Genomic DNA, 18,408 nt, shown 5'->3' with positions numbered 1-18,408 from the left:
CTCTCTTCTCTTTTTAAAATTTCTTACCTTTATTTGATACTGTATCTGAAATTGTTTTTCTAATAGCACCTTTGCCTTGAATCATTTTACTAAAGTAATTTTCTACCTTATCAGCTAAACCAATAGCATATAAATCATTTGCAAAAATACTTTGATTGCTCAAAATTGGTTTCAAAACTTCAGAAACATTAACTTTGTCATCTAATTTAATATCTTTAACGTATGGTTGTAAGTCGTCTAACAAAGGATCGTTGCTTAATTCAAATTTATTTCCATTGTCATCGATTCCCATTAGATATCTACACCATCCAGCAAGTACCAAAGGAATAAATTCCAAATCTTTAACATCTTTATCAGTTGCATCAACGTAATGCTTAATTGTGACACCGTATCTAATTGGAATTTTTTGTGATGTATCAGTAGCAATTCTTTGAGGTGTATCAGGTATATTTTTGTTAGGTAATCTTTTATTAATTAATTGATCTATAAATTCTTTAGGGTTAATAATTTTAGGGTCAATAACAACTGGTAAATCTTCTCCGTAACCTAAATTCTTAATCAATCCAAGTAAGTCCTCATCACTAACTTCATCTGAAATCTTCTTATAATCTAGGAGGCAACCAAAAATAGCTAATGAAGTATGAAGAGGATTTAAGCATGCAGTAACTTTCATTTGATCAGCATCATTAACAGTATTTCTATCTGCCATCAATACTCCAGCTTTTTCAAGAGCTGGGCGTCCATTTGGAAAGCTATCTTCAATTACTAAATAATGTGTCTCTTCAGTATTACCAAATGGTGCAATATTTGTATGTTTTGTCGTATGAACAATATCAGTGTCTTCAAAGCCTTCATCATTTAATCTTGAACTAACTGATTCTGAAGGATTTGGAGTGATTCTATCTATCATTGACCATGGAAAACTTACTTTATTCGTATTCGTTAAGTAATCCACGAATTTTGAATCAACTAATTTATTTTTAACCCAGCCTTTGGCAATCAACAAAACAGCGTCTTCCAACTTCTGACCATTTTGTGAAAAGTTATCTGTACTTACCATTGCAATTGGAAAAGCACCATTTTGGAAACGTTTATACAATAAGTATGTAACAATACCCATATTTGTCTGTGCAAAGTCAGGCCCTTTTTCAATATCTTTAACCGCTGCTGCGATTAAGTCGCCATTAATATTAACTAAGTTATATCCTTTTTCGGTAATAGAAAATGTTGTCATCTGTAAGGATCTATTCTCAAAAATATCAGTTAATTTATTAAAATCATCAGAATTATCTCTATTTAAGTAAATACTCTCCCCAACACTGGCAACAAGCTCTTTATCAAGTGAACCATCGCTCTTCATTGTGACACTCAAAAATCTGTCATTATATGGATGATAAATTTTATTAATGACTTCATCATCATAAGTTTCTGCAACTACAACACCACTATCTAATTCACCTTTGTTCAATAAATCCTGAGCAATTGTAGCATGAAAACATCTAAATAGATTTCCGCCACCGAAATGAACCCAACGAGGATTCTTTTCTGTATCCTGTTTTACCTTAACTTGATCAAATTCAGGAGTAGTAATTCCTACACTTGAAAAAGCATCTTTATTAGTTAAGTAATCATCATTTAATTTAACCATTTAATTATCTCCACTAAAATTTATATTATTTAAATCTAAAAAACGAATCTTGATTTTACACTGCTTTAACATATATAAGTTTTTGATTTTAAGGAAAAATATACTTTATAAAAATAGTATCTGATATATCAGATACTATATCAATCAAAAAAATAAATAAGATCGACTAGATAACAAGACTTAATCCCAATACCATCAAAAGACCAACAAATGAATTAACAAATTCAAGTGATCCCCATGTCTTAAATGTATCTTTCATAGAAATTCCAAATGATTGTTGGAACAATAGGAATCCCCCATCGTACATTAAGGTCATAGTATTACTACCACAGGCACATGCTAAAACCATTAATACTGGATTTACATTAAATGCGGCAATCATAGGAGCTACAATTCCTGCAGCAGTTATAGCAGCAACAGCACCTTGTCCTGTTAAAATTCTAATCACGACAGTAATGATCCATGCAAGAATAAGAGGTGAAACAGGTAAGTGACCAAGCATTCCGACAATAGTATTACCTACACCAGTATCTATAATTACCTCTTTCATTACTCCACCTGCAGCTATAACAAGCAATACATTAGAAACACCTTCAATGGCGTTAGTTAATTGCTGAGTAATCTCAGTACCAGATTTATGCTGTTTATATCCAAATACAACCATGGCTACCAAAACAGTAATTAGCATACTTATCTCAGCACTACCTATGAATTCAGTAATTTTATATACTGTAGAACCAGGATTGATAAATAGTTTAACGATAGAAGAAATAATCATTAAAATTGCTGGTAATAATGGTACTAAAATGCTGATTGCAAAAGATGGTAATTCTTCTTTTGGCTTTCTATCAACGGGCTTCATGACATTGCCAAGGGGCATATTATCAAGTCCAGGAATGAATTTACGTATAAGCACACCTGAACAAATTATTGTTGGTATTATAACAACAAATCCCCAAATATAAACTTGGGCTATATCTGCATGAAACGCTGAAACTAAGGCCATTGGACCAGGCTGTGGTGGAAAAATACTATGCCCCATAGTTGCACCAGCTATTGTTGGTATTATTAGTCGCATATATGGGATTTTAGCTTCCTTTGCAATATTAATAACTAATGGTGCAGTTATTAAAAATGCAACTTCATAAAACATGGCCATACCAAAAATCGTTCCAATTATTAATAAAGCAAACGGTAATAATTTAACTCCCATTTTGGAAACTATAGTATCGGCAATCTGTTGAGAAGCACCTGAATCCGTCATTAATTTACCGATTATGGCACCAAAAATAACAATTAAGGCTAAAGTTCCTAAAATACCACCTAAACCTTTTTGAATAGTTGGTACTACTTTAGTTATTTTCATACCTTCCATAAATGCAATAAAAAGACCAGAAATTAGCAATGCAACAATATTATGAAACTTCAGTTTAACAATCATGAATACGAGTAGAAGAATACCCACAAGAACCCAAAGTAGAGATAGTACGTCAGCACTCAAAATAAAAACCCCCTTTTATGTAATATACTAGTATATCAGTATACTAACTCTTATTGTATGCGTTTTCAATAACATATCTATTTTTTTATACTTATGTATCCAACTATTGCTTAGTTAACTTTTAAAAAAGATATGACAATATCACAAAAGATTTTTTTTCATGAGATAGCAAACGAGAGTGAATAAATCCTGATTTCATTAGGATTTATTCACTCTCGCCTTGCATTACTTATATTCTAATTAAGGATTGAAATCTCCAAAATAAACTTTAATACTCAAGTCATTACATTATTTAACAAAAACAAAGAATAACCTAGCCGGAAGGAACAAGAAAATTGGGCCACTGTGAAGGTGGTGTTAGGTCGGTGGATTTCCGGCCTTACAGCACAGGACGACTTTTGAATTTTGCGCACTTTGCGAAGCTCAAAATCGAGACCCAAGACCGAGGCTCGGGTCAGTCCCATAGCGGATTAATTTTCTTGTTCCTGGAGGTGGCATAGTACTACTCCCAAAACATATTATCCTGCTCTCTTACTTTTTAATTTACCTTCAAAACAATTCTCTTACCATGATCAAGTCCCTCTTCAAGCATCCTATGTGCTTCAGAGGCTTTCTCCAAAGGTAATTCTAATATTGAATCATCTAATAATTGATTATTCTCAAAGCCGTAATTCAATGCTCTACCAGCACCTCGTAATTGCTCTAAACTAGCATGACTTATAACAAAACCCTTTATAGATTTACTACTCGTATAAAATTCACGCACATCAAACTTAAACTGATTAGATTTAGGAGCAGTTATCATCCCTATTTGACCATACAAGTTCAACAAATTTAAATTATCATTTAAATCTACTTTTCCAGATGTATCAACAATATAATCAAACAATTCATCTATACCAGATATTTCTTGATGATAATCAATAAGTTCATTACTGCCAAGTTTTTTTAAACGATCAAAGTCTCGTTGATTACTGGTAGTTGTAACGTTTAATCCCAATAATTTGCTTATCTGCAATAACTTTGTGCCAACATGTCCAGCAGCTCCTTCTATCAAAATATTCTTATTAGATTTCACTTTTAAGATATCTGATAAAAGTATTTGTGCAGTAGCTGATGAATGTACTGATGCTATCAATTGTCTTTCATCAACATCTGGAGCTTTGAATAGACGATTAGTTGGGACTGCCACAAATTCACTGGTAATCCCAGATCTTCCATCATAGCCCATGCTATTAGTCCAAACTCGATCTCCGACCCTAAATTCTGTCACTTCATCGCCGATTTTTTGAATCGTTCCAACTGCATCTCTTCCAATAACAAATGGATACTGCATATTTGTCTTAAATCCACCTGCTCGAACAAAAGTATCAATGTGGTTTACTGATACATAATCTACTTTCAACAGTACTTCTGAAGATTTAACTTCAGGAATTGGTAAATCTCCAACTTTAATTTTTTCATATGATCCTGTCTGTTCTATATAAGCTGCTTTCATCTTTACACATCCTAACTTGTCCTATTATAATGCAATAAAAAAAGACCGCCATATGGCAGTCTTGGGCTTTAATTTTGAATTTATCGTTAAATTACTTATCCTAGTTTACGTGAACAGCAAATGAAGGCATGAAGTAACCTGAGATTGTAGCAACACTAACTGTGTCACCAGGCTTTGGAGCAGCGATGTATTGGTTGTTACCTAAGTAGATAGCTACGTGGTATGTTGAACCTTTGCTACCCCAGAACAATAGGTCTCCGGCTTGAGCTTCTGATACTGATTCTTGTTGTCCAGCACCTTCTTGAGCAACTGTGTATGAACCAATGTTCTTACCTAGTGCTTCGTTGTATATGTATGATGTGAAACCTGAGCAGTCAAAACCACTTGGTGTCTTACCACCCCATACATATGGTGTACCAATATACTTTTTAGCAGTACTGATAACTGTGTCAGAAGTTGATTCTGTTGTAGCAGCTTGTGTAGCTGAGTCGTCAGTTGCTTGTGATTCTGTGTTTGTTGTAACGTCTGATGCTTGTACCCATGCGTCAGTACCGATGAAGTACCAAATGTTACCTTGGTCATCCATAGCTTCTTTACCTACAGCCCATGGAGTATTAGCAGCAATAGCACGTCCTGTTGTATCACCATCTTTAGAAGGTGTCTTGTATAGCATAGCTGTCTTGTTAGCAGTAACTACTGATGGAACGTTTTCTGTAATGATTTGTGTTGCGGCATGTGTTGTTAAACCTGTCATACCTAATCCTGTAACTGCCAATGATGCAGCTGCTGTAAATGAAATTAAACTCTTTTTAATTTTAGTATTCAAAATTGAAATCCCCCGAATGGTTTGTTTTTTTTTGTTTTTTTTAAATGTTTAAATTTTCTTAATTAATGTTTCCTTATCACTCAACGATGACTATAATACTCTCCGAATATTTCAGAATTGTTACAGCAATTGTATAAGAATGTTACACTTTATTACTTAAATAATACAAAAAGCCTCAAAACACTGGTACTACAGTGTTTTGAGGCTTTTTGCTTTTATGTCATTTATTCAAGATTTAGAGCTTTCATTAGCTTATCTACCTTGATTTTAGTAATATTCATGTCTTTATTGACTATTTCGTAGGCTTTTCCTTGTAATTCTTGTGGAATTTTAAGATCTCGATGGAATTCCTCACTATTTATTCTTTGGATAATTCTATCTGGATTATCTCCTCTTTTTTTCAATCTTTCCGATAAACTAGGAAGATCTAATTCTAAAAATATAACAATAGCTTGTTTACCATATTTCTTCTTATATGCTATTGCACCCGCGGTATCGACAACAATACTTGCTACATCAACTTTATTCCACATAGATTCCAGACCTTCTTCTGAAGATCCATATTTATGACCACTATATTCTACCTTTTCCAAGTAATGATTTTCTGAAAAACTTTTATCAGTTTCAAAATAATAATCGACGCCATTTTTCTCACCATCACGTGGCATTCTAGTAGTATGCGTAATTACGTTAGGAATTTGATAATTCTCTTTCAAGTAATGACTAATAGTGGTTTTCCCTGTACCACTTGCACCTGTTATGACAATAATTTTCTTATTCATTGCATTATCCTAGCTTTTGATTTGAAATTTCTATTCTACTATATTAATATACTATGCTGTTAAGTAAAATTTTAGGAGATCTTGTTCATGAAAATAGAAGATTTAAAAGTCGGCGACACTTACGAGTGTAAAGTAGATGAAGATATGGATCATCCATTTAAAGGAAAAGTCGAAAAGATTTACGAACATTCAGCTTTGATGGAAATTGTTGAAAATGATCCCAAAGATAATTCCAATAAGATGGAATTAAACAATAAAATAGTTGTTAGCATCAAGAAAATCAAAAAGATCAAATAACAAGTAATAGGTAATAAAGGGGCAGTGACATTAGTCACAACCCCTTTTTTCTTTTCCAAATTTTTATAGACTAAACGTGCAACCAAAGGCTGCAACCTCCACATAGCTACGAACCACAAACGATTGATAGTTCCAATCATTTGTGGTTCTAGGCTATGCTCCGGTGGCAAACCGCCTTTTATCGCACTCTCTTACTTACTGTGACTTACATCAATAAATGAACGAGCAGGCACTCTTAACACACGATATTCCGTTGCTAGACGTCCAGCTTTCAATCCCAATCCATTGATAAAGTTCTTTTTGTATTTTGCTTGAGCAGTAATAACATAAGCTGATTGATACTTATCATCCATCTGCTTAAATTTATCTACTGGCCAACTGATACGTACTCCCGAAAAATTGAAAGGCAACGTCGCATCTGAAATAGTCGCATCACGACTAGATACATTGTAAGTAGAATTATTTACCCAGTATTGGTAAACATCATTATTACCATGAGAATTACCTTTACTTATTTTGACATAGTATCCTTGTCCGTCTTCAGTAGTTTGAATGATCATTGGCTCATATTTGTAAGACATTGAGATATCTTTCTTACTACTCAAATCAGCATTTGAAAATAGGCATGCATATAACATCCCTACCACAGCTGCAATAACGACAATAATTTCAATCAAGTCGGTCAACACTGTTTTCCAAGTTATTTTTTCTTTTTTTACTACTAAAAGTTTTAAGTGACGATTTCTAATATTGAAAACGACCCAAACTAACAAAGCAATGACAACAACCCATGCAATAATTCCAATTAAATTCCAAGAACTCATAATTTTCTCCCAACTAAAATTAATTGTCTTTTAGTACTTTCAATTTTAACTAATAAATCTATAATAGTCATTACGGTAATTTTACCACGACTCAAGTAAATTATAATAAATCGAGTGCTTATCTAAAAGATATTACAGTACTAGGTTTCACCATACATCATATGGTATTTATGTAGATTTACGAGAACTATATGTTGTGTTAGTCAGAACAAATGTTTTATACTAGAACATGACATTAACATCAAAAAGAGGTATCAGACTATGAACAATGTAATCGTATATAGCAAAAATAACTGCATGCAATGCAAGATGACAAAGAGATTTCTCAAAGAACACAACGTTAACTTTGAAGAAAGAAACATCAACCAAGATCCTAAATATTTAGACTTTTTAAAACAACAAGGTTTTAAGAGTGTGCCGATCGTTATGCAAGATAATACTGACCCTATTGTTGGATTCCGTCCAGACAGTCTAAAGGAATTAGTAGGCTAATAATATGATAGATATAGCCTTTTATTCAATTACCGGTCAAACAAGACGATTTATGGACAAGACCGGCTTTACAGGATATGAAATAAACGATGCCGATCCGTTCCACGAAATGGGTCGGCAATTTATTCTTATAGTACCTGCTTACGACGATGATATGATGGATTCTGTCATTGATTTTCTTCAATATAAGACAAACCATGACAATTGTATCGGTGTTGCTGGCGGCGGCAATAGAAACTTTAATACCTTGTATAATCACACGGCAAGAGATATAGCTACTGGACTAAATGTCCCAGTTGTTTTCGAGTTTGAATTTAATGGAACTAATAAAGACGTAGAAAATTTTAAGAAAGTAGTGAATAACCTTGGGACTAAACAATCTGGACGTAACTAAAGTAACTTACTTTAAATTAAATAATGAAATAAACATCCCCGTAGATGGCAAAATTCCTTTAAACAAGGATCGTGAAGCTATTAAAGCTTTTTTTGCTGAAAACGTTGAACCAAATACTAAAAAATTTGCTTCTCTTAAAGAGCATATCGATTATTTAATTGATAATAACTTTATTGAAGAAGATGTTATTAATAAGTATTCATTTGATTTCATTGAAAAGTTATACCAAGAATTACTTGATAAGCATTTCCAATTTAAGTCATTCATGGCTGCTTATAAACTTTACAATCAATACATTCTAAAAACAGATGATGGCGATCTATATTTAGAAAACTATGAAATGAGAATTCTTTTTAATGCCTTGCTTTATGCTGATGGAGATCAAGAATTAGCTCATACCCTAGCAATTGAAATGATCGAACAACGCTATCAACCTGCAACTCCTTCATTTTTAAATGCAGGTAGAAAAAGACGTGGCGAATATGTATCTTGTTTCCTTCTTCAAGTAACTGATGATATGAATAGTATCGGTCGTACAATAAATAGTGCCTTACAACTTTCAAGAATTGGTGGAGGTGTTGGTATTACTCTGTCTAATTTGCGTGAATCAGGTTCACCGATCAAGGGTGTTGCCAACTCTTCATCTGGCGTTTTACCAGTTATGAAGTTGTTAGAAGACAGTTTTAGTTATAGTAATCAACTGGGCCAAAGACAAGGTGCCGGTGCTGTTTATCTTAATGTATTTCACCCTGATATCATTGATTTTCTTTCTGCAAAAAAAGAAAATGCTGATGAAAAAATCCGTGTTAAAACTCTTTCTTTAGGTGTTATCGTTCCGGATAAATATTACGAACTAATTAGAGAAGATGCCGATATGTATCTTTTCAGTCCTTATTCTGTTGAGCGAGTTTATGGAAAACCATTCTCATATATTGATATCACAAAAGAATATGACAACATGGTGGCTGATCCTCGTATTAAGAAATACAAGATAAATGCTCGTGAACTTGAAGACGAAATTAGTAAGTTACAACAAGAATCTGGATATCCATATGTTTTGAATATCGATACTGCTAATCGCGATAATCCAATTGACGGTAAGGTTATTATGAGTAATCTTTGTACAGAGATTCAACAAGTACAAACTCCTTCAGAGATCAATGATGCACAAGAATACGTAAAAATGGGTACTGATGTTAGTTGTAATCTTGGTTCAACAAACATCTATAACATGATGAAAACTCCAGATTTTGGTAAATCAATTCGTGCTATGACTCGTGCCTTAACTTATGTCAGTGACGTCTCAAATATTCAAGCTGTACCTTCAGTTGCAAATGGTAATAAATTAAACCATTCAATTGGTTTAGGTGCTATGGGACTGCACACTTATTTAGCAAGCCAACATATTGAATATGGATCACCTGAATCAATCGAGTTTATCGGAACTTACTTCATGCTGTTAAACTATTGGACTTTAGTTGAAAGCAACAACATTGCTATCGATCGTAATGAAACATTTTATAATTTTGAAAATTCAAATTATGCAAACGGATCTTACTTTGACAAGTATCTAAATACCAGTTTTGCGCCAAAATCCGAACTTGTGAAAAAACTATTTGCAGGAATTGATATTCCTACGCAAGCAGAATGGTCTAAACTAAAGGATAGCGTAATGAAACATGGATTATATAATGCTTATCGTTTAGCAGTTGCCCCTAATGGATCAATTTCTTATATAAATAATACAAGTGCCAGCTTACAACCTATAACTCGTCTAGTTGAGGAAAGACAAGAGAAGAAGAATGGTAAACTCTATTTCCCAGCTCCACTACTAGATAATGATACGATCAAATTCTACAAATCTGCCTATGATACTGATATGCGTAAAGTTATTGATATTTACGCATCAGCTCAAGAGCACGTAGATCAAGGTATGAGTTTGACACTATTCATGCGTTCAGAGATTCCTGATGGTATTTACGAATGGAAAACTGATTCTAAACAAACAACGCGTGATTTAAGTATTTTACGTAATTATGCATATTATAAGGGCATTAAGTCACTCTATTACGTCAGAACATTTACAGAGAATAATGATGAAATCGGCAGTAACGAATGTGAAAGCTGCTCAATTTAGGAGGAATTTTTAAATGGTTGATACGTACTATAAGGCCATGAACTGGAACAAAATTGAAGATGTCGTTGATAAGGCTACTTGGGAAAAGTTGACTTCTCAGTTCTGGTTAGATACACGTATACCTTTATCAAACGACTTAGATGATTGGCGTACTTTAAGTAAAGAAGAACAGACCGTTGTTGGACATGTTTTTGGAGGATTAACATTACTTGATACACTACAATCTCAAGATGGTATTCAAGCAATGCTTAAAAATGTTCATACTCAAGCTGAAACTGCTGTTTTTAATAATATTCAATTTATGGAATCAGTTCATGCTAAAAGTTATTCCTCAATTTTTAGTACATTAAATAGTGCTGAGGAAATTGAAGAAATTTTCGAATGGACAGATCACAACGAACACCTTCAAAAGAAGGCTAAATTCATTAACGATGTCTATCAAAACGGAACAGCTCTAGAGAAAAAGGTTGCCAGTGTTTTCCTAGAAAGTTTCTTATTCTATTCCGGATTTTATACACCACTTTATTACTTAGGAAATAACAAATTAGCTAACGTAGCTGAAATTATCAAGCTGATCATTCGTGATGAATCAGTTCACGGTACTTATATTGGATATAAATTCCAATTAGGCTTTAATGAGTTAAGTTCTGATGAACAAGATAAAATGCGTGATTGGATGTACGACTTCTTATATCAACTTTATGATAATGAAGAACAATACACTAAGACCCTTTATGATAAAGTCGGTTGGGTTGATGAAGTTATGGTATTCCTAAGATATAACGCAAATAAAGCCTTAATGAACCTTGGTCAAAGTCCACTATTTCCAGATGGTAATGCTGAAGATGTCAATCCTATCGTTATGAATGGTATCTCAACTGGTACAAGTAATCATGATTTCTTCTCACAAGTAGGTAATGGTTACTTAATGGGTAAAGTTGAAGCTATGAAAGATTCTGATTATGATATCGGACTAAAAGATGGAAATTCTTTAGTTAATAAACTAAAAAATAAATAATTTAAAAAGATCGACACTATTTTCATAGATGTCGATCTTTTTTATACCCTAAAATAATCTAATTATAACTACACCACTGATCATTACTAACAGACTTAGTATTTGTGCAACTGTGACTGGATTTCTTTTTGATTCTAAAATTCCAAACTGATCAATTATTAAACTACCGATCATTAATCCTAGCAAGATGATAACTACAGATAGACCTGTTCCAACTATTGGAACTAAATATACATTTCCTAATATATACAGACCTCCAATAATCCCTCCAAGCCACATCCACCAAGGATTTTTCTTTTTAGTTTTACTTATTTTTAATTCTGGACGAATTATTATAACTATCAATAATAAGCATATAGTTCCTATCAAGAAAGAAAAAAAGGCGGCTTTAACCGTAGAATGTAGTACTCCTCCTAAATGACCATTAATTGCCGCCTGAGAAGCACTTAACATCCCTGCAACAATTCCAAATAATCTCCAAATAAATAGACCTGACTCCTCTTTATCCATCTTATGATGACGTCTATTTATAAGATCATTAATTGAAACAGCACCCGTTACTCCTAACAGAACTAATAATGCTCCAATCAATCTCGTAAAAGTTAATGGACTTTTCAAAGAATAAAATAATCCAAAATTATCTATCAATAATCCCATAATTATTTGCCCTAAAACAGGCATGATAACCGTCTGTACACTACCAAGCTTTGGAAATAATAATATATTAGCCGTTAGGTAGATTACTCCAAAAACTCCACCGACCCATAACCAAGCAGGTTGTTCAGTAAATAATTTTATGGGGAAAAACAAACTATGTTCAATTAATAACGTCATAACTGCTAGTAAAATAGTTCCAATAGTAAATGACGTTAATGAGGCTAAAAATGGTGATCCTAAAGCTACCTTCAAACGCGAATTAATACTAGTTTGAATCGGCAATCCAATTCCAATGATCAATCCAATCATAATCGCTAACATATTATCATCTCCCAACTCACCTAATTGTACTAAAAAAGCCTATCAAAAATAACATTTGATAGACTCATTTTAACTTCTATATCCTAATAACATTGCAATGATCAAAATGATCAATACAGCTGTTGTAATAATTACGTACATCGTATCTTTTTCTTTATAAAAAGCATAAATTGAAACAACAACCCGTAATACCGGTGTCAAAATCAATAGAAATATTCCTAGCATAATAATCGCATAGGATTTTCCAGCAGCAATACCACTTATGATAGTTCCGAATCTAGTCGGAAAACTACCTGTATAACCACTACCATTTAAGAAATAAAGTGCAATTCCAATTAAAATTACAATTTCTGAAGTAACAACACCGATACGTAAGATCTTACCAATAATTAATTCAACTTTTCTCATTTCTTCATGCATTATAGGTTCACCCCAAATCCTTTAAGAACCATTTGAACACCCATATACAAAATAATTGGGATAAAAATCATTCGAATAATTTTTGGTTTGAGTACTTGCATAATTCTAGCACCAATTGTGGCACCAACTAAGACACCAATAGCTAAAGGACCAGCAATATCTGGTCTAATAGAACCATTGAAAAAGTATACCGTTGCACTAGCTGCAGCAGTTACACCCATCATTAAATTACTAGTAGCACTAGATGGTTTTAATGGCATCTTCATAATTGTATCCATAGCAATAACTTTAAAAGCACCACTACCAATACCAAGTAAACCACTAGCAAGACCAGCAGCCCACATCATAATAAATCCACCAGGAACATTCTTCATTGAGTAATCAACTTGTTTTTGCTCCGATTTATCGTAGTAAGTATTAGACAACTTCAATTTATCTACAATTAGATCATGTCCAACATAAACATTCTCACCTTTTTTATCCATCAACTTACGAACCATATTATATGTCGAATACAGCAAGAAAAATCCAAACAAAACATACAGGAACGAACTAGAGAATAACCCCACTAACAAAGCCCCCATAATTGCTCCGACGGTCGTTGCAATTTCCAAAAACATTGCCACACGAAGGTTCAACATATCATCTTTTAAATAAGCAATTGTTGAACCCGAACTTGTAGCGATAACAGAAATGATACTTGCACCAATGGCATATTTAATATCAAGCCCCATCATAATGGTTAAAATTGGTGTAATGATCATCCCTCCACCAATACCAAGAATCGCTCCTAGGCATCCAGCAAAAAGTCCCATTAATAATATCAGTAACATTGAATTCATTACTTTTCCTCGGTTTCTGATTCATCCTTCTTATTGAAGTTCTCTAGACTAGTTTGATAGTTCTCTTTCATTATATCTAAAGTTTTCTTCATTTCATCATTTTCCAACTTATTTTCTGAAATTAAGTCGATATGAAATTTTGATGCATTTAAATAATCACATCTAGTTGAAAGATAAATCTTCGTATCAACAATTTCTTCATCTTCAAAAAAGTGAGTTACCTTTTTAGCATCATCGAATGGTAGATTGATCACACCAGTTTCCAAATAGAAATCAATATCGAATTCCTCATCAGCAACATGAATCATTACCTGAGACAATTCTTCATCCTTATCTAAAATAGCTTTTGCTTGTTCTAAGACCCAAGAATCAGATTGTAAAAGATCATCCTTACTTATTTCAAAATGATCTTGCTTAAATTCATTATTTTCAATCTTGTCCATGAACTCTTTAATATTTATTTTCATAATATTCTCCTATTGAATATGCTTTAAAAACTTTTCCACAGATTTTTGATAATTGATCGAATCGATATAGTAGCTACGAATATGCACACCTTGACTAACATATTTTTCCCTAAAAAAGTTTCCACAGGTGTATAACTTTTCTTCCATTTCAAATGGAACAGTAAAATCATTTTGACCATGCATAAACAGTACTGGAATTTTATTCTTACTCAAAGCCTTTAAACAGTCTGCCTGACCATAAAAAAATCCTGCTCTGATTCTTGAAAATAAAGATATTCCATTAATAAGTAAGCGGCCTTTAATGTGATACATATTTTGCGCATGGTACGACAGAATATCTTTAGTACTAGTGTATCCAGAATCTTCAATAATTGCTGACACTTTTCCGTTCAACTTTGGACTTGCCAACATAACAGTTGCCGCACCCATTGAAGCTCCAAAGAGTACTATTTTCCCATTAGGATACTTACTTTTAATCTTATCGACCCAATCAATGAGATCTAGACTTTCAATGAATCCATATCCCATATACTTGCCGGAACTTTTTCCAGCAGCCTGATTATCAATCTGCAAGACATTATAACCTAAATTATAAAATAATTGAGCATGAATATTTAAAGAATTATGATCCACTGCAAAACCATGAACTAAAATTACCGTTGATTCTGTTGGATATTTTGCTTCAGTAAACCAACCATAAAGTTGATTGTGATTGAATTTAGACTCAATTTTTAATTCTGTTTTCTTTATTTTTAAAAATTCAGCTGTCTTTTGATCTAAACCCGGATCTCGTTTTACATTAGGAGGATTTGAGCCTAAAGTACTTGAACCTCTTTTTTGGATGTATAAAAAGAAGATATTCAAGATGGTACCTACAATAACCAGTAATAACAATATCAAAATAATTACTATCATATTATTCCAACTCTTTAATACCAATCATTGTGGCAGCAACCACTAGCAACATCAAAGTGATTCCATAAAACATGTGGCCAAATGACATCCAAGTTACCACTAAACTACCAACATATGGACCCAATGCTCTTCCTAGTGAACCAAACATACTATAGAAGCTTTGGAAAGTTCCACGATTTTTATTAGTTGAGAATTTACTTAATAGAGCAGGAATAGTTGGAAATACCATTGATTCACCAACCGTAACAACCAACATACTAATAACAAAAGCAAGATAAGTTTTGGCTGTTGGCAAAATCAAAAATGATAGTCCCATAATTGAAATTCCTAACAATAGTTGTGTTTTCAATAATTTAAATATTTTAGAGACAACACGGTTCATAACTGGCTGAATAATCAATAATGACCCAGCGTTTATTGTAAATGTTAATCCATACTCACGTGTAGTAAATCCCTTGTCCAGCATATAAACAGACATATTACTATCCCATTGAGAATATCCGATCCAAACAATTAAAATAGCAATACATAAAATAACAATGTTTAATCTGAATCTTCTTAGACCAATTTTAATACGTGGATCCTCTACATCATCACTAACATACTTACCTGATGCTGATTTTTTCGTATTTCTTTCTTCAAAAATATTAGCTTTAAATGCCAAAATTATTATACATAAAATAAAAATTAATACCGGAATAAAGAAAGTCAAAAAGATACTTGCATTAAAGATAAATCCAACAGCAGTAGAACCAATAGCAATACCCAGATTAGCCGCTAGATACATATTATTAAAGATAATTCGACTATCACCAACCATTTGTTCCGCTGCTAGTGCTGTATAAGCATTGATTGCAGTATACGAAATTCCCATACCAAATCCCAAAAGGATCAAATATACAACATATGAAGGCCATACATGGTGAAAGGACATGACGATCAACGAGAATACGGAAATAAAGTATCCTATATACAAAGTCCATCTTTTTGAAAATCTATCGAACATAACCCCACCTAGTGCATTACCGATCATCATCAAAATAGAATAGATCATTAATGCAAAACCAGCAGTAGTAAGTGGCTCATGAAGATTCTTATGAATAAAAATCGTATTAACTGGCAATATAAATCCCATCACCATATTAAAAGTCATATTTAAAATCAATAACCATCTTCTTTGTGATCTCATATCTCTCACCCCTTTTAAAATTTTTCATAAAAAAAGCCATGGTTTTCACCATGGCTAACGGTAGTACTCTATAAGAGCAATCAGTACGTTGGTTCACACAACTACTGAAGATATCGCTCACAATACGGTGAGTGGTGCATGATATCCTACCTCAAGTGCCGTCCAAATACGGCGGCTCTCGACTCATCGCACATTCACCATCATAATATATTGTTTAACAAGTTGCAACTCCAGCACCTTAAAGATCGAAGTTTTGTTCTACCTTTTCTTCACTCCAAATTTTATAAATCAAGTTGAGTAATCCACCCATTTGACCGTCAACACCGTTATACATCCAACGATAAATACATGCATCTTTCTTGATTTTATCTTCAGGTATTTCTGAACTATTAGCTGTAACAATAATATCAGCATCTTTTGAATCACTAACAATTTTTGCATATGGCAATGATTGTAAAGTTACTGAAAGATCAGAATAAACTAAGAAGAATGATTCTAATTCAAGATAAATTTTAACCTTCAAGTTCTTATTGTATAGTGAGAAGAATCTATAGGCAATTGAATACAATGATTCAGAAATAAGCTTAGACTTCCCCTTTAATGAACTGTATTTATCACGCAACATTAAGTGTTGCACAGTAGATTCTATCTTGCTTTCTAGATTTTCATCTTTAATTTTACTTATAGCATCGCCAAATCCTGAGAATAAGTTCAACATTTCAATATACTTATGGTCAAGAGCCAAAACACCAATAATACATGTCGTTAAATTATACTTGTAACGCAAAAACTCTTTATGTGACAATGCCAATTCTGAAACAGTTTGCTCAACATCAATTGGAATAAGATCCAAAAAGTCATCAATAAAATTAGCAAATAATGGATTATATCTTACCAACTGCTTAGAAACTGTTTGTAAATATTCACTTGAAACTTCAAATGTTGTTGGCACACACATTAACAGAATGTAGAAATCAGCTGATTGGAACATTTGCTCCTCATAACTAACATCCTCTTTAATAGCTCTCTTCAATTCACGAACTTTATCGTTACCAGTATCACCCTCGAGCAAGGCACTAGCACCCTCAAAGATATTAGGGAAAGGATAATTTATAACATTTAAGGCATCCATATTTTGCATATGGTTTCCATCAATTATTCTATACAAGTGTGCCATTACAACATATGCATAGAATAATTTAGTAATATGATTGATAGTCTTCATGCGATATTTATCTAGGGCAATATCAACAACCTTAAAAGCAGTTTCTTGAGCAAAGTCTTCAAAAGGCCATACATAGCCACGCGTTGCATTCCAATATAGCGCAGCAATAGCTAAACGAATTGCTTCTTCATCACCAACAAATCTCATTGGTTCATACGCAATTCTAACTCCAAAACGCTTTAGATAACCTCTAACAGGTTTCAAATGTCTCAGAACTGTAGCCTTACTACTATTCATACTAGTATAGAAATGCTTAAATGAATCTTCCGTTCCTTTAACAATTGAATCAATAAACTTATAACCATCAGAATTAGTCGTCAAATAAGCATGGTATGCGTCACGACTAACAGAAAACATTTCTTCAACAGAATAATCGTCCTTATCAAGGATTTCTTTAAAATCCTCTTGTATACCTAGAAATGTGTTATAAACACTTCCATAACTCTTATTCATTTGATAAGCGGCTTTTCGAAGATTAATATCTTTTACCACTATATGTCTATTTCTATATGTTCCAATTAAATCTGCACTTGCTAATTGACTAGTTCTAATAAGTCTAATTTTGTTAAATAATTGAATTTTTTCAATTTCGGATTTTGATAAAAATAAATCAGTAAAACTATCCAAAATGTTCACCCCCGCTATTGTTACTCTATTTATAGTAGAAACTAAAATATATTTTTATAAATATTGTCTCATATTACATAAAAGAAAAATTAATACTCATGTGAGTTTTAATCTTTTTTTATGTAATATGGGTAATAAAACAGTATCCTACGCACACACATTTAATTCTATTAAAAGAATATTAAATATAACATATCTAATAAGATTATTTTACGCCTTATGTTCAATATGTATAGTCTTTTTTAATCATTATATAATAATTATCAAGTAATTATAGGTAAAGTTCAAAAAAAGGACAAAAAAAGGAAGGACATTTGTCCTTCCTTTT

At 32.8% G+C, this 18,408-nt stretch carries 18 protein-coding genes; 5 read left to right on the top strand and 13 right to left on the bottom strand.

Annotated features, from left to right (window positions below; all coding sequences use genetic code 11):
• Window positions 1-13: 13 nt before the first annotated feature.
• The 5 genes from FC72_RS08365 to FC72_RS08345 all read right to left on the bottom strand — a co-directional run bounded on the left by FC72_RS08365 (window position 14) and on the right by FC72_RS08345 (window position 6,255).
• Window positions 14-1,648, bottom strand: coding sequence for a mannitol dehydrogenase family protein (locus tag FC72_RS08365; protein WP_057766708.1), 1,635 nt, complete (start codon window positions 1,646-1,648; stop codon window positions 14-16).
• Between the two features lie 166 nt (window positions 1,649-1,814).
• Window positions 1,815-3,149: a gluconate:H+ symporter gene (locus tag FC72_RS08360; protein WP_083480789.1), complete on the bottom strand. Its 1,335-nt coding sequence runs from the start codon at window positions 3,147-3,149 to the stop codon at window positions 1,815-1,817.
• A gap of 538 nt (window positions 3,150-3,687) precedes the next feature.
• Window positions 3,688-4,647 carry a quinone oxidoreductase family protein gene (locus FC72_RS08355; RefSeq protein WP_057766705.1) on the bottom strand — a complete coding sequence of 320 codons (960 nt, stop codon included), beginning with the start codon at window positions 4,645-4,647 and terminating at the stop codon, window positions 3,688-3,690.
• A gap of 100 nt (window positions 4,648-4,747) precedes the next feature.
• Complete coding sequence (locus tag FC72_RS08350) at window positions 4,748-5,473, bottom strand: C40 family peptidase (protein WP_057766703.1); 726 nt, start codon at window positions 5,471-5,473, stop codon at window positions 4,748-4,750.
• 224 nt (window positions 5,474-5,697) lie between these two features.
• On the bottom strand, window positions 5,698-6,255 hold the full coding sequence (locus tag FC72_RS08345) for a guanylate kinase (protein WP_057766701.1): 558 nt from the start codon (window positions 6,253-6,255) through the stop codon (window positions 5,698-5,700).
• A gap of 87 nt (window positions 6,256-6,342) precedes the next feature.
• Between FC72_RS08345 and FC72_RS08340 the strand changes: the two genes are divergently transcribed.
• Entirely contained in the window at window positions 6,343-6,552 is a 210-nt protein-coding gene (locus FC72_RS08340) for a hypothetical protein (RefSeq protein ID WP_057766698.1), read from the top strand.
• Between the two features lie 191 nt (window positions 6,553-6,743).
• Here the strand turns inward: FC72_RS08340 and FC72_RS08335 are convergent, their stop codons facing one another.
• Entirely contained in the window at window positions 6,744-7,376 is a 633-nt protein-coding gene (locus FC72_RS08335; RefSeq protein WP_057766696.1) for an LVIS_2131 family protein, read from the bottom strand.
• A 261-nt stretch (window positions 7,377-7,637) separates the two neighbouring features.
• On the opposite strand from FC72_RS08335, the gene nrdH reads away from it, so the two are divergent.
• Genes nrdH through nrdF form a run of 4 tightly spaced genes read left to right on the top strand, consistent with a single transcriptional unit; the run spans window position 7,638 to window position 11,417 of the window.
• Window positions 7,638-7,868: a glutaredoxin-like protein NrdH gene (nrdH, locus tag FC72_RS08330; RefSeq protein WP_057766694.1), complete on the top strand. Its 231-nt coding sequence runs from the start codon at window positions 7,638-7,640 to the stop codon at window positions 7,866-7,868.
• 4 nt (window positions 7,869-7,872) lie between these two features.
• Window positions 7,873-8,262 (top strand): class Ib ribonucleoside-diphosphate reductase assembly flavoprotein NrdI, encoded by a 390-nt coding sequence (gene nrdI, locus FC72_RS08325; RefSeq protein WP_201781806.1) that lies wholly within the window; start codon window positions 7,873-7,875, stop codon window positions 8,260-8,262.
• The gene (nrdE, locus tag FC72_RS08320) at window positions 8,234-10,399 is read left to right on the top strand and encodes a class 1b ribonucleoside-diphosphate reductase subunit alpha (protein ID WP_057766692.1); all 2,166 of its coding nucleotides are present in this window, start codon (window positions 8,234-8,236) and stop codon (window positions 10,397-10,399) included. Before nrdI ends, nrdE begins: the two co-directional genes overlap by 29 nt.
• Window positions 10,400-10,412: 13 nt before the next feature.
• Complete coding sequence (nrdF, locus tag FC72_RS08315) at window positions 10,413-11,417, top strand: class 1b ribonucleoside-diphosphate reductase subunit beta (protein ID WP_057766690.1); 1,005 nt, start codon at window positions 10,413-10,415, stop codon at window positions 11,415-11,417.
• Window positions 11,418-11,465: 48 nt separating this feature from the next.
• Here the strand turns inward: nrdF and FC72_RS08310 are convergent, their stop codons facing one another.
• The 7 genes from FC72_RS08310 to FC72_RS08280 form a co-directional block, all read right to left on the bottom strand.
• Window positions 11,466-12,395, bottom strand: a complete 930-nt coding sequence (locus tag FC72_RS08310; RefSeq protein ID WP_057766688.1) for a DMT family transporter — start codon at window positions 12,393-12,395, stop codon at window positions 11,466-11,468.
• Between the two features lie 69 nt (window positions 12,396-12,464).
• Window positions 12,465-12,815: a DUF1634 domain-containing protein gene (locus FC72_RS08305; protein WP_057766685.1), complete on the bottom strand. Its 351-nt coding sequence runs from the start codon at window positions 12,813-12,815 to the stop codon at window positions 12,465-12,467.
• A complete protein-coding gene (locus FC72_RS08300) occupies window positions 12,815-13,657 on the bottom strand; it encodes a sulfite exporter TauE/SafE family protein (RefSeq protein ID WP_057766683.1) in 843 nt (280 codons plus the stop codon). Before FC72_RS08300 ends, FC72_RS08305 begins: the two co-directional genes overlap by 1 nt.
• The gene (locus tag FC72_RS08295; protein ID WP_057766681.1) at window positions 13,657-14,124 is read right to left on the bottom strand and encodes a hypothetical protein; all 468 of its coding nucleotides are present in this window, start codon (window positions 14,122-14,124) and stop codon (window positions 13,657-13,659) included. The genes FC72_RS08300 and FC72_RS08295 overlap by 1 nt, the downstream gene beginning before the upstream one ends.
• Before the next feature lie 9 nt (window positions 14,125-14,133).
• A complete protein-coding gene (locus FC72_RS08290) occupies window positions 14,134-15,039 on the bottom strand; it encodes an alpha/beta hydrolase (protein WP_057766678.1) in 906 nt (301 codons plus the stop codon).
• A 1-nt stretch (window position 15,040) separates the two neighbouring features.
• The gene (locus FC72_RS08285) at window positions 15,041-16,228 is read right to left on the bottom strand and encodes an MFS transporter (RefSeq protein WP_057766676.1); all 1,188 of its coding nucleotides are present in this window, start codon (window positions 16,226-16,228) and stop codon (window positions 15,041-15,043) included.
• 238 nt (window positions 16,229-16,466) lie between these two features.
• Window positions 16,467-18,089: a helix-turn-helix domain-containing protein gene (locus tag FC72_RS08280; protein WP_235805167.1), complete on the bottom strand. Its 1,623-nt coding sequence runs from the start codon at window positions 18,087-18,089 to the stop codon at window positions 16,467-16,469.
• Window positions 18,090-18,408: the final 319 nt, after the last annotated feature.

This window comes from Companilactobacillus tucceti DSM 20183, from assembly GCF_001434665.1.
Classification (GTDB): domain Bacteria; phylum Bacillota; class Bacilli; order Lactobacillales; family Lactobacillaceae; genus Companilactobacillus; species Companilactobacillus tucceti.
This window is presented reverse-complemented; position numbering and strand designations above follow the sequence as displayed.

Bases quoted from the DNA above. Each gene is read 5' to 3' on its own strand.
- FC72_RS08295 (WP_057766681.1), bottom strand. From the start codon at position 14,124: ATGAAAATAAATATTAAAGAGTTCATGGACAAGATTGAAAATAATGAA.
- FC72_RS08290 (WP_057766678.1), bottom strand. From the start codon at position 15,039: ATGATAGTAATTATTTTGATATTGTTATTACTGGTTATTGTAGGTACC.
- FC72_RS08310 (WP_057766688.1), bottom strand. From the start codon at position 12,395: ATGTTAGCGATTATGATTGGATTGATCATTGGAATTGGATTGCCGATT.
- FC72_RS08340 (WP_057766698.1), top strand. From the start codon at position 6,343: ATGAAAATAGAAGATTTAAAAGTCGGCGACACTTACGAGTGTAAAGTA.
- FC72_RS08355 (WP_057766705.1), bottom strand. From the start codon at position 4,647: ATGAAAGCAGCTTATATAGAACAGACAGGATCATATGAAAAAATTAAA.
- nrdF (WP_057766690.1), top strand. From the start codon at position 10,413: ATGGTTGATACGTACTATAAGGCCATGAACTGGAACAAAATTGAAGAT.
- FC72_RS08345 (WP_057766701.1), bottom strand. From the start codon at position 6,255: ATGAATAAGAAAATTATTGTCATAACAGGTGCAAGTGGTACAGGGAAA.
- FC72_RS08365 (WP_057766708.1), bottom strand. From the start codon at position 1,648: ATGGTTAAATTAAATGATGATTACTTAACTAATAAAGATGCTTTTTCA.
- FC72_RS08285 (WP_057766676.1), bottom strand. From the start codon at position 16,228: ATGAGATCACAAAGAAGATGGTTATTGATTTTAAATATGACTTTTAAT.
- FC72_RS08305 (WP_057766685.1), bottom strand. From the start codon at position 12,815: ATGCATGAAGAAATGAGAAAAGTTGAATTAATTATTGGTAAGATCTTA.
- nrdI (WP_201781806.1), top strand. From the start codon at position 7,873: ATGATAGATATAGCCTTTTATTCAATTACCGGTCAAACAAGACGATTT.
- FC72_RS08300 (WP_057766683.1), bottom strand. From the start codon at position 13,657: ATGAATTCAATGTTACTGATATTATTAATGGGACTTTTTGCTGGATGC.
- FC72_RS08335 (WP_057766696.1), bottom strand. From the start codon at position 7,376: ATGAGTTCTTGGAATTTAATTGGAATTATTGCATGGGTTGTTGTCATT.
- nrdH (WP_057766694.1), top strand. From the start codon at position 7,638: ATGAACAATGTAATCGTATATAGCAAAAATAACTGCATGCAATGCAAG.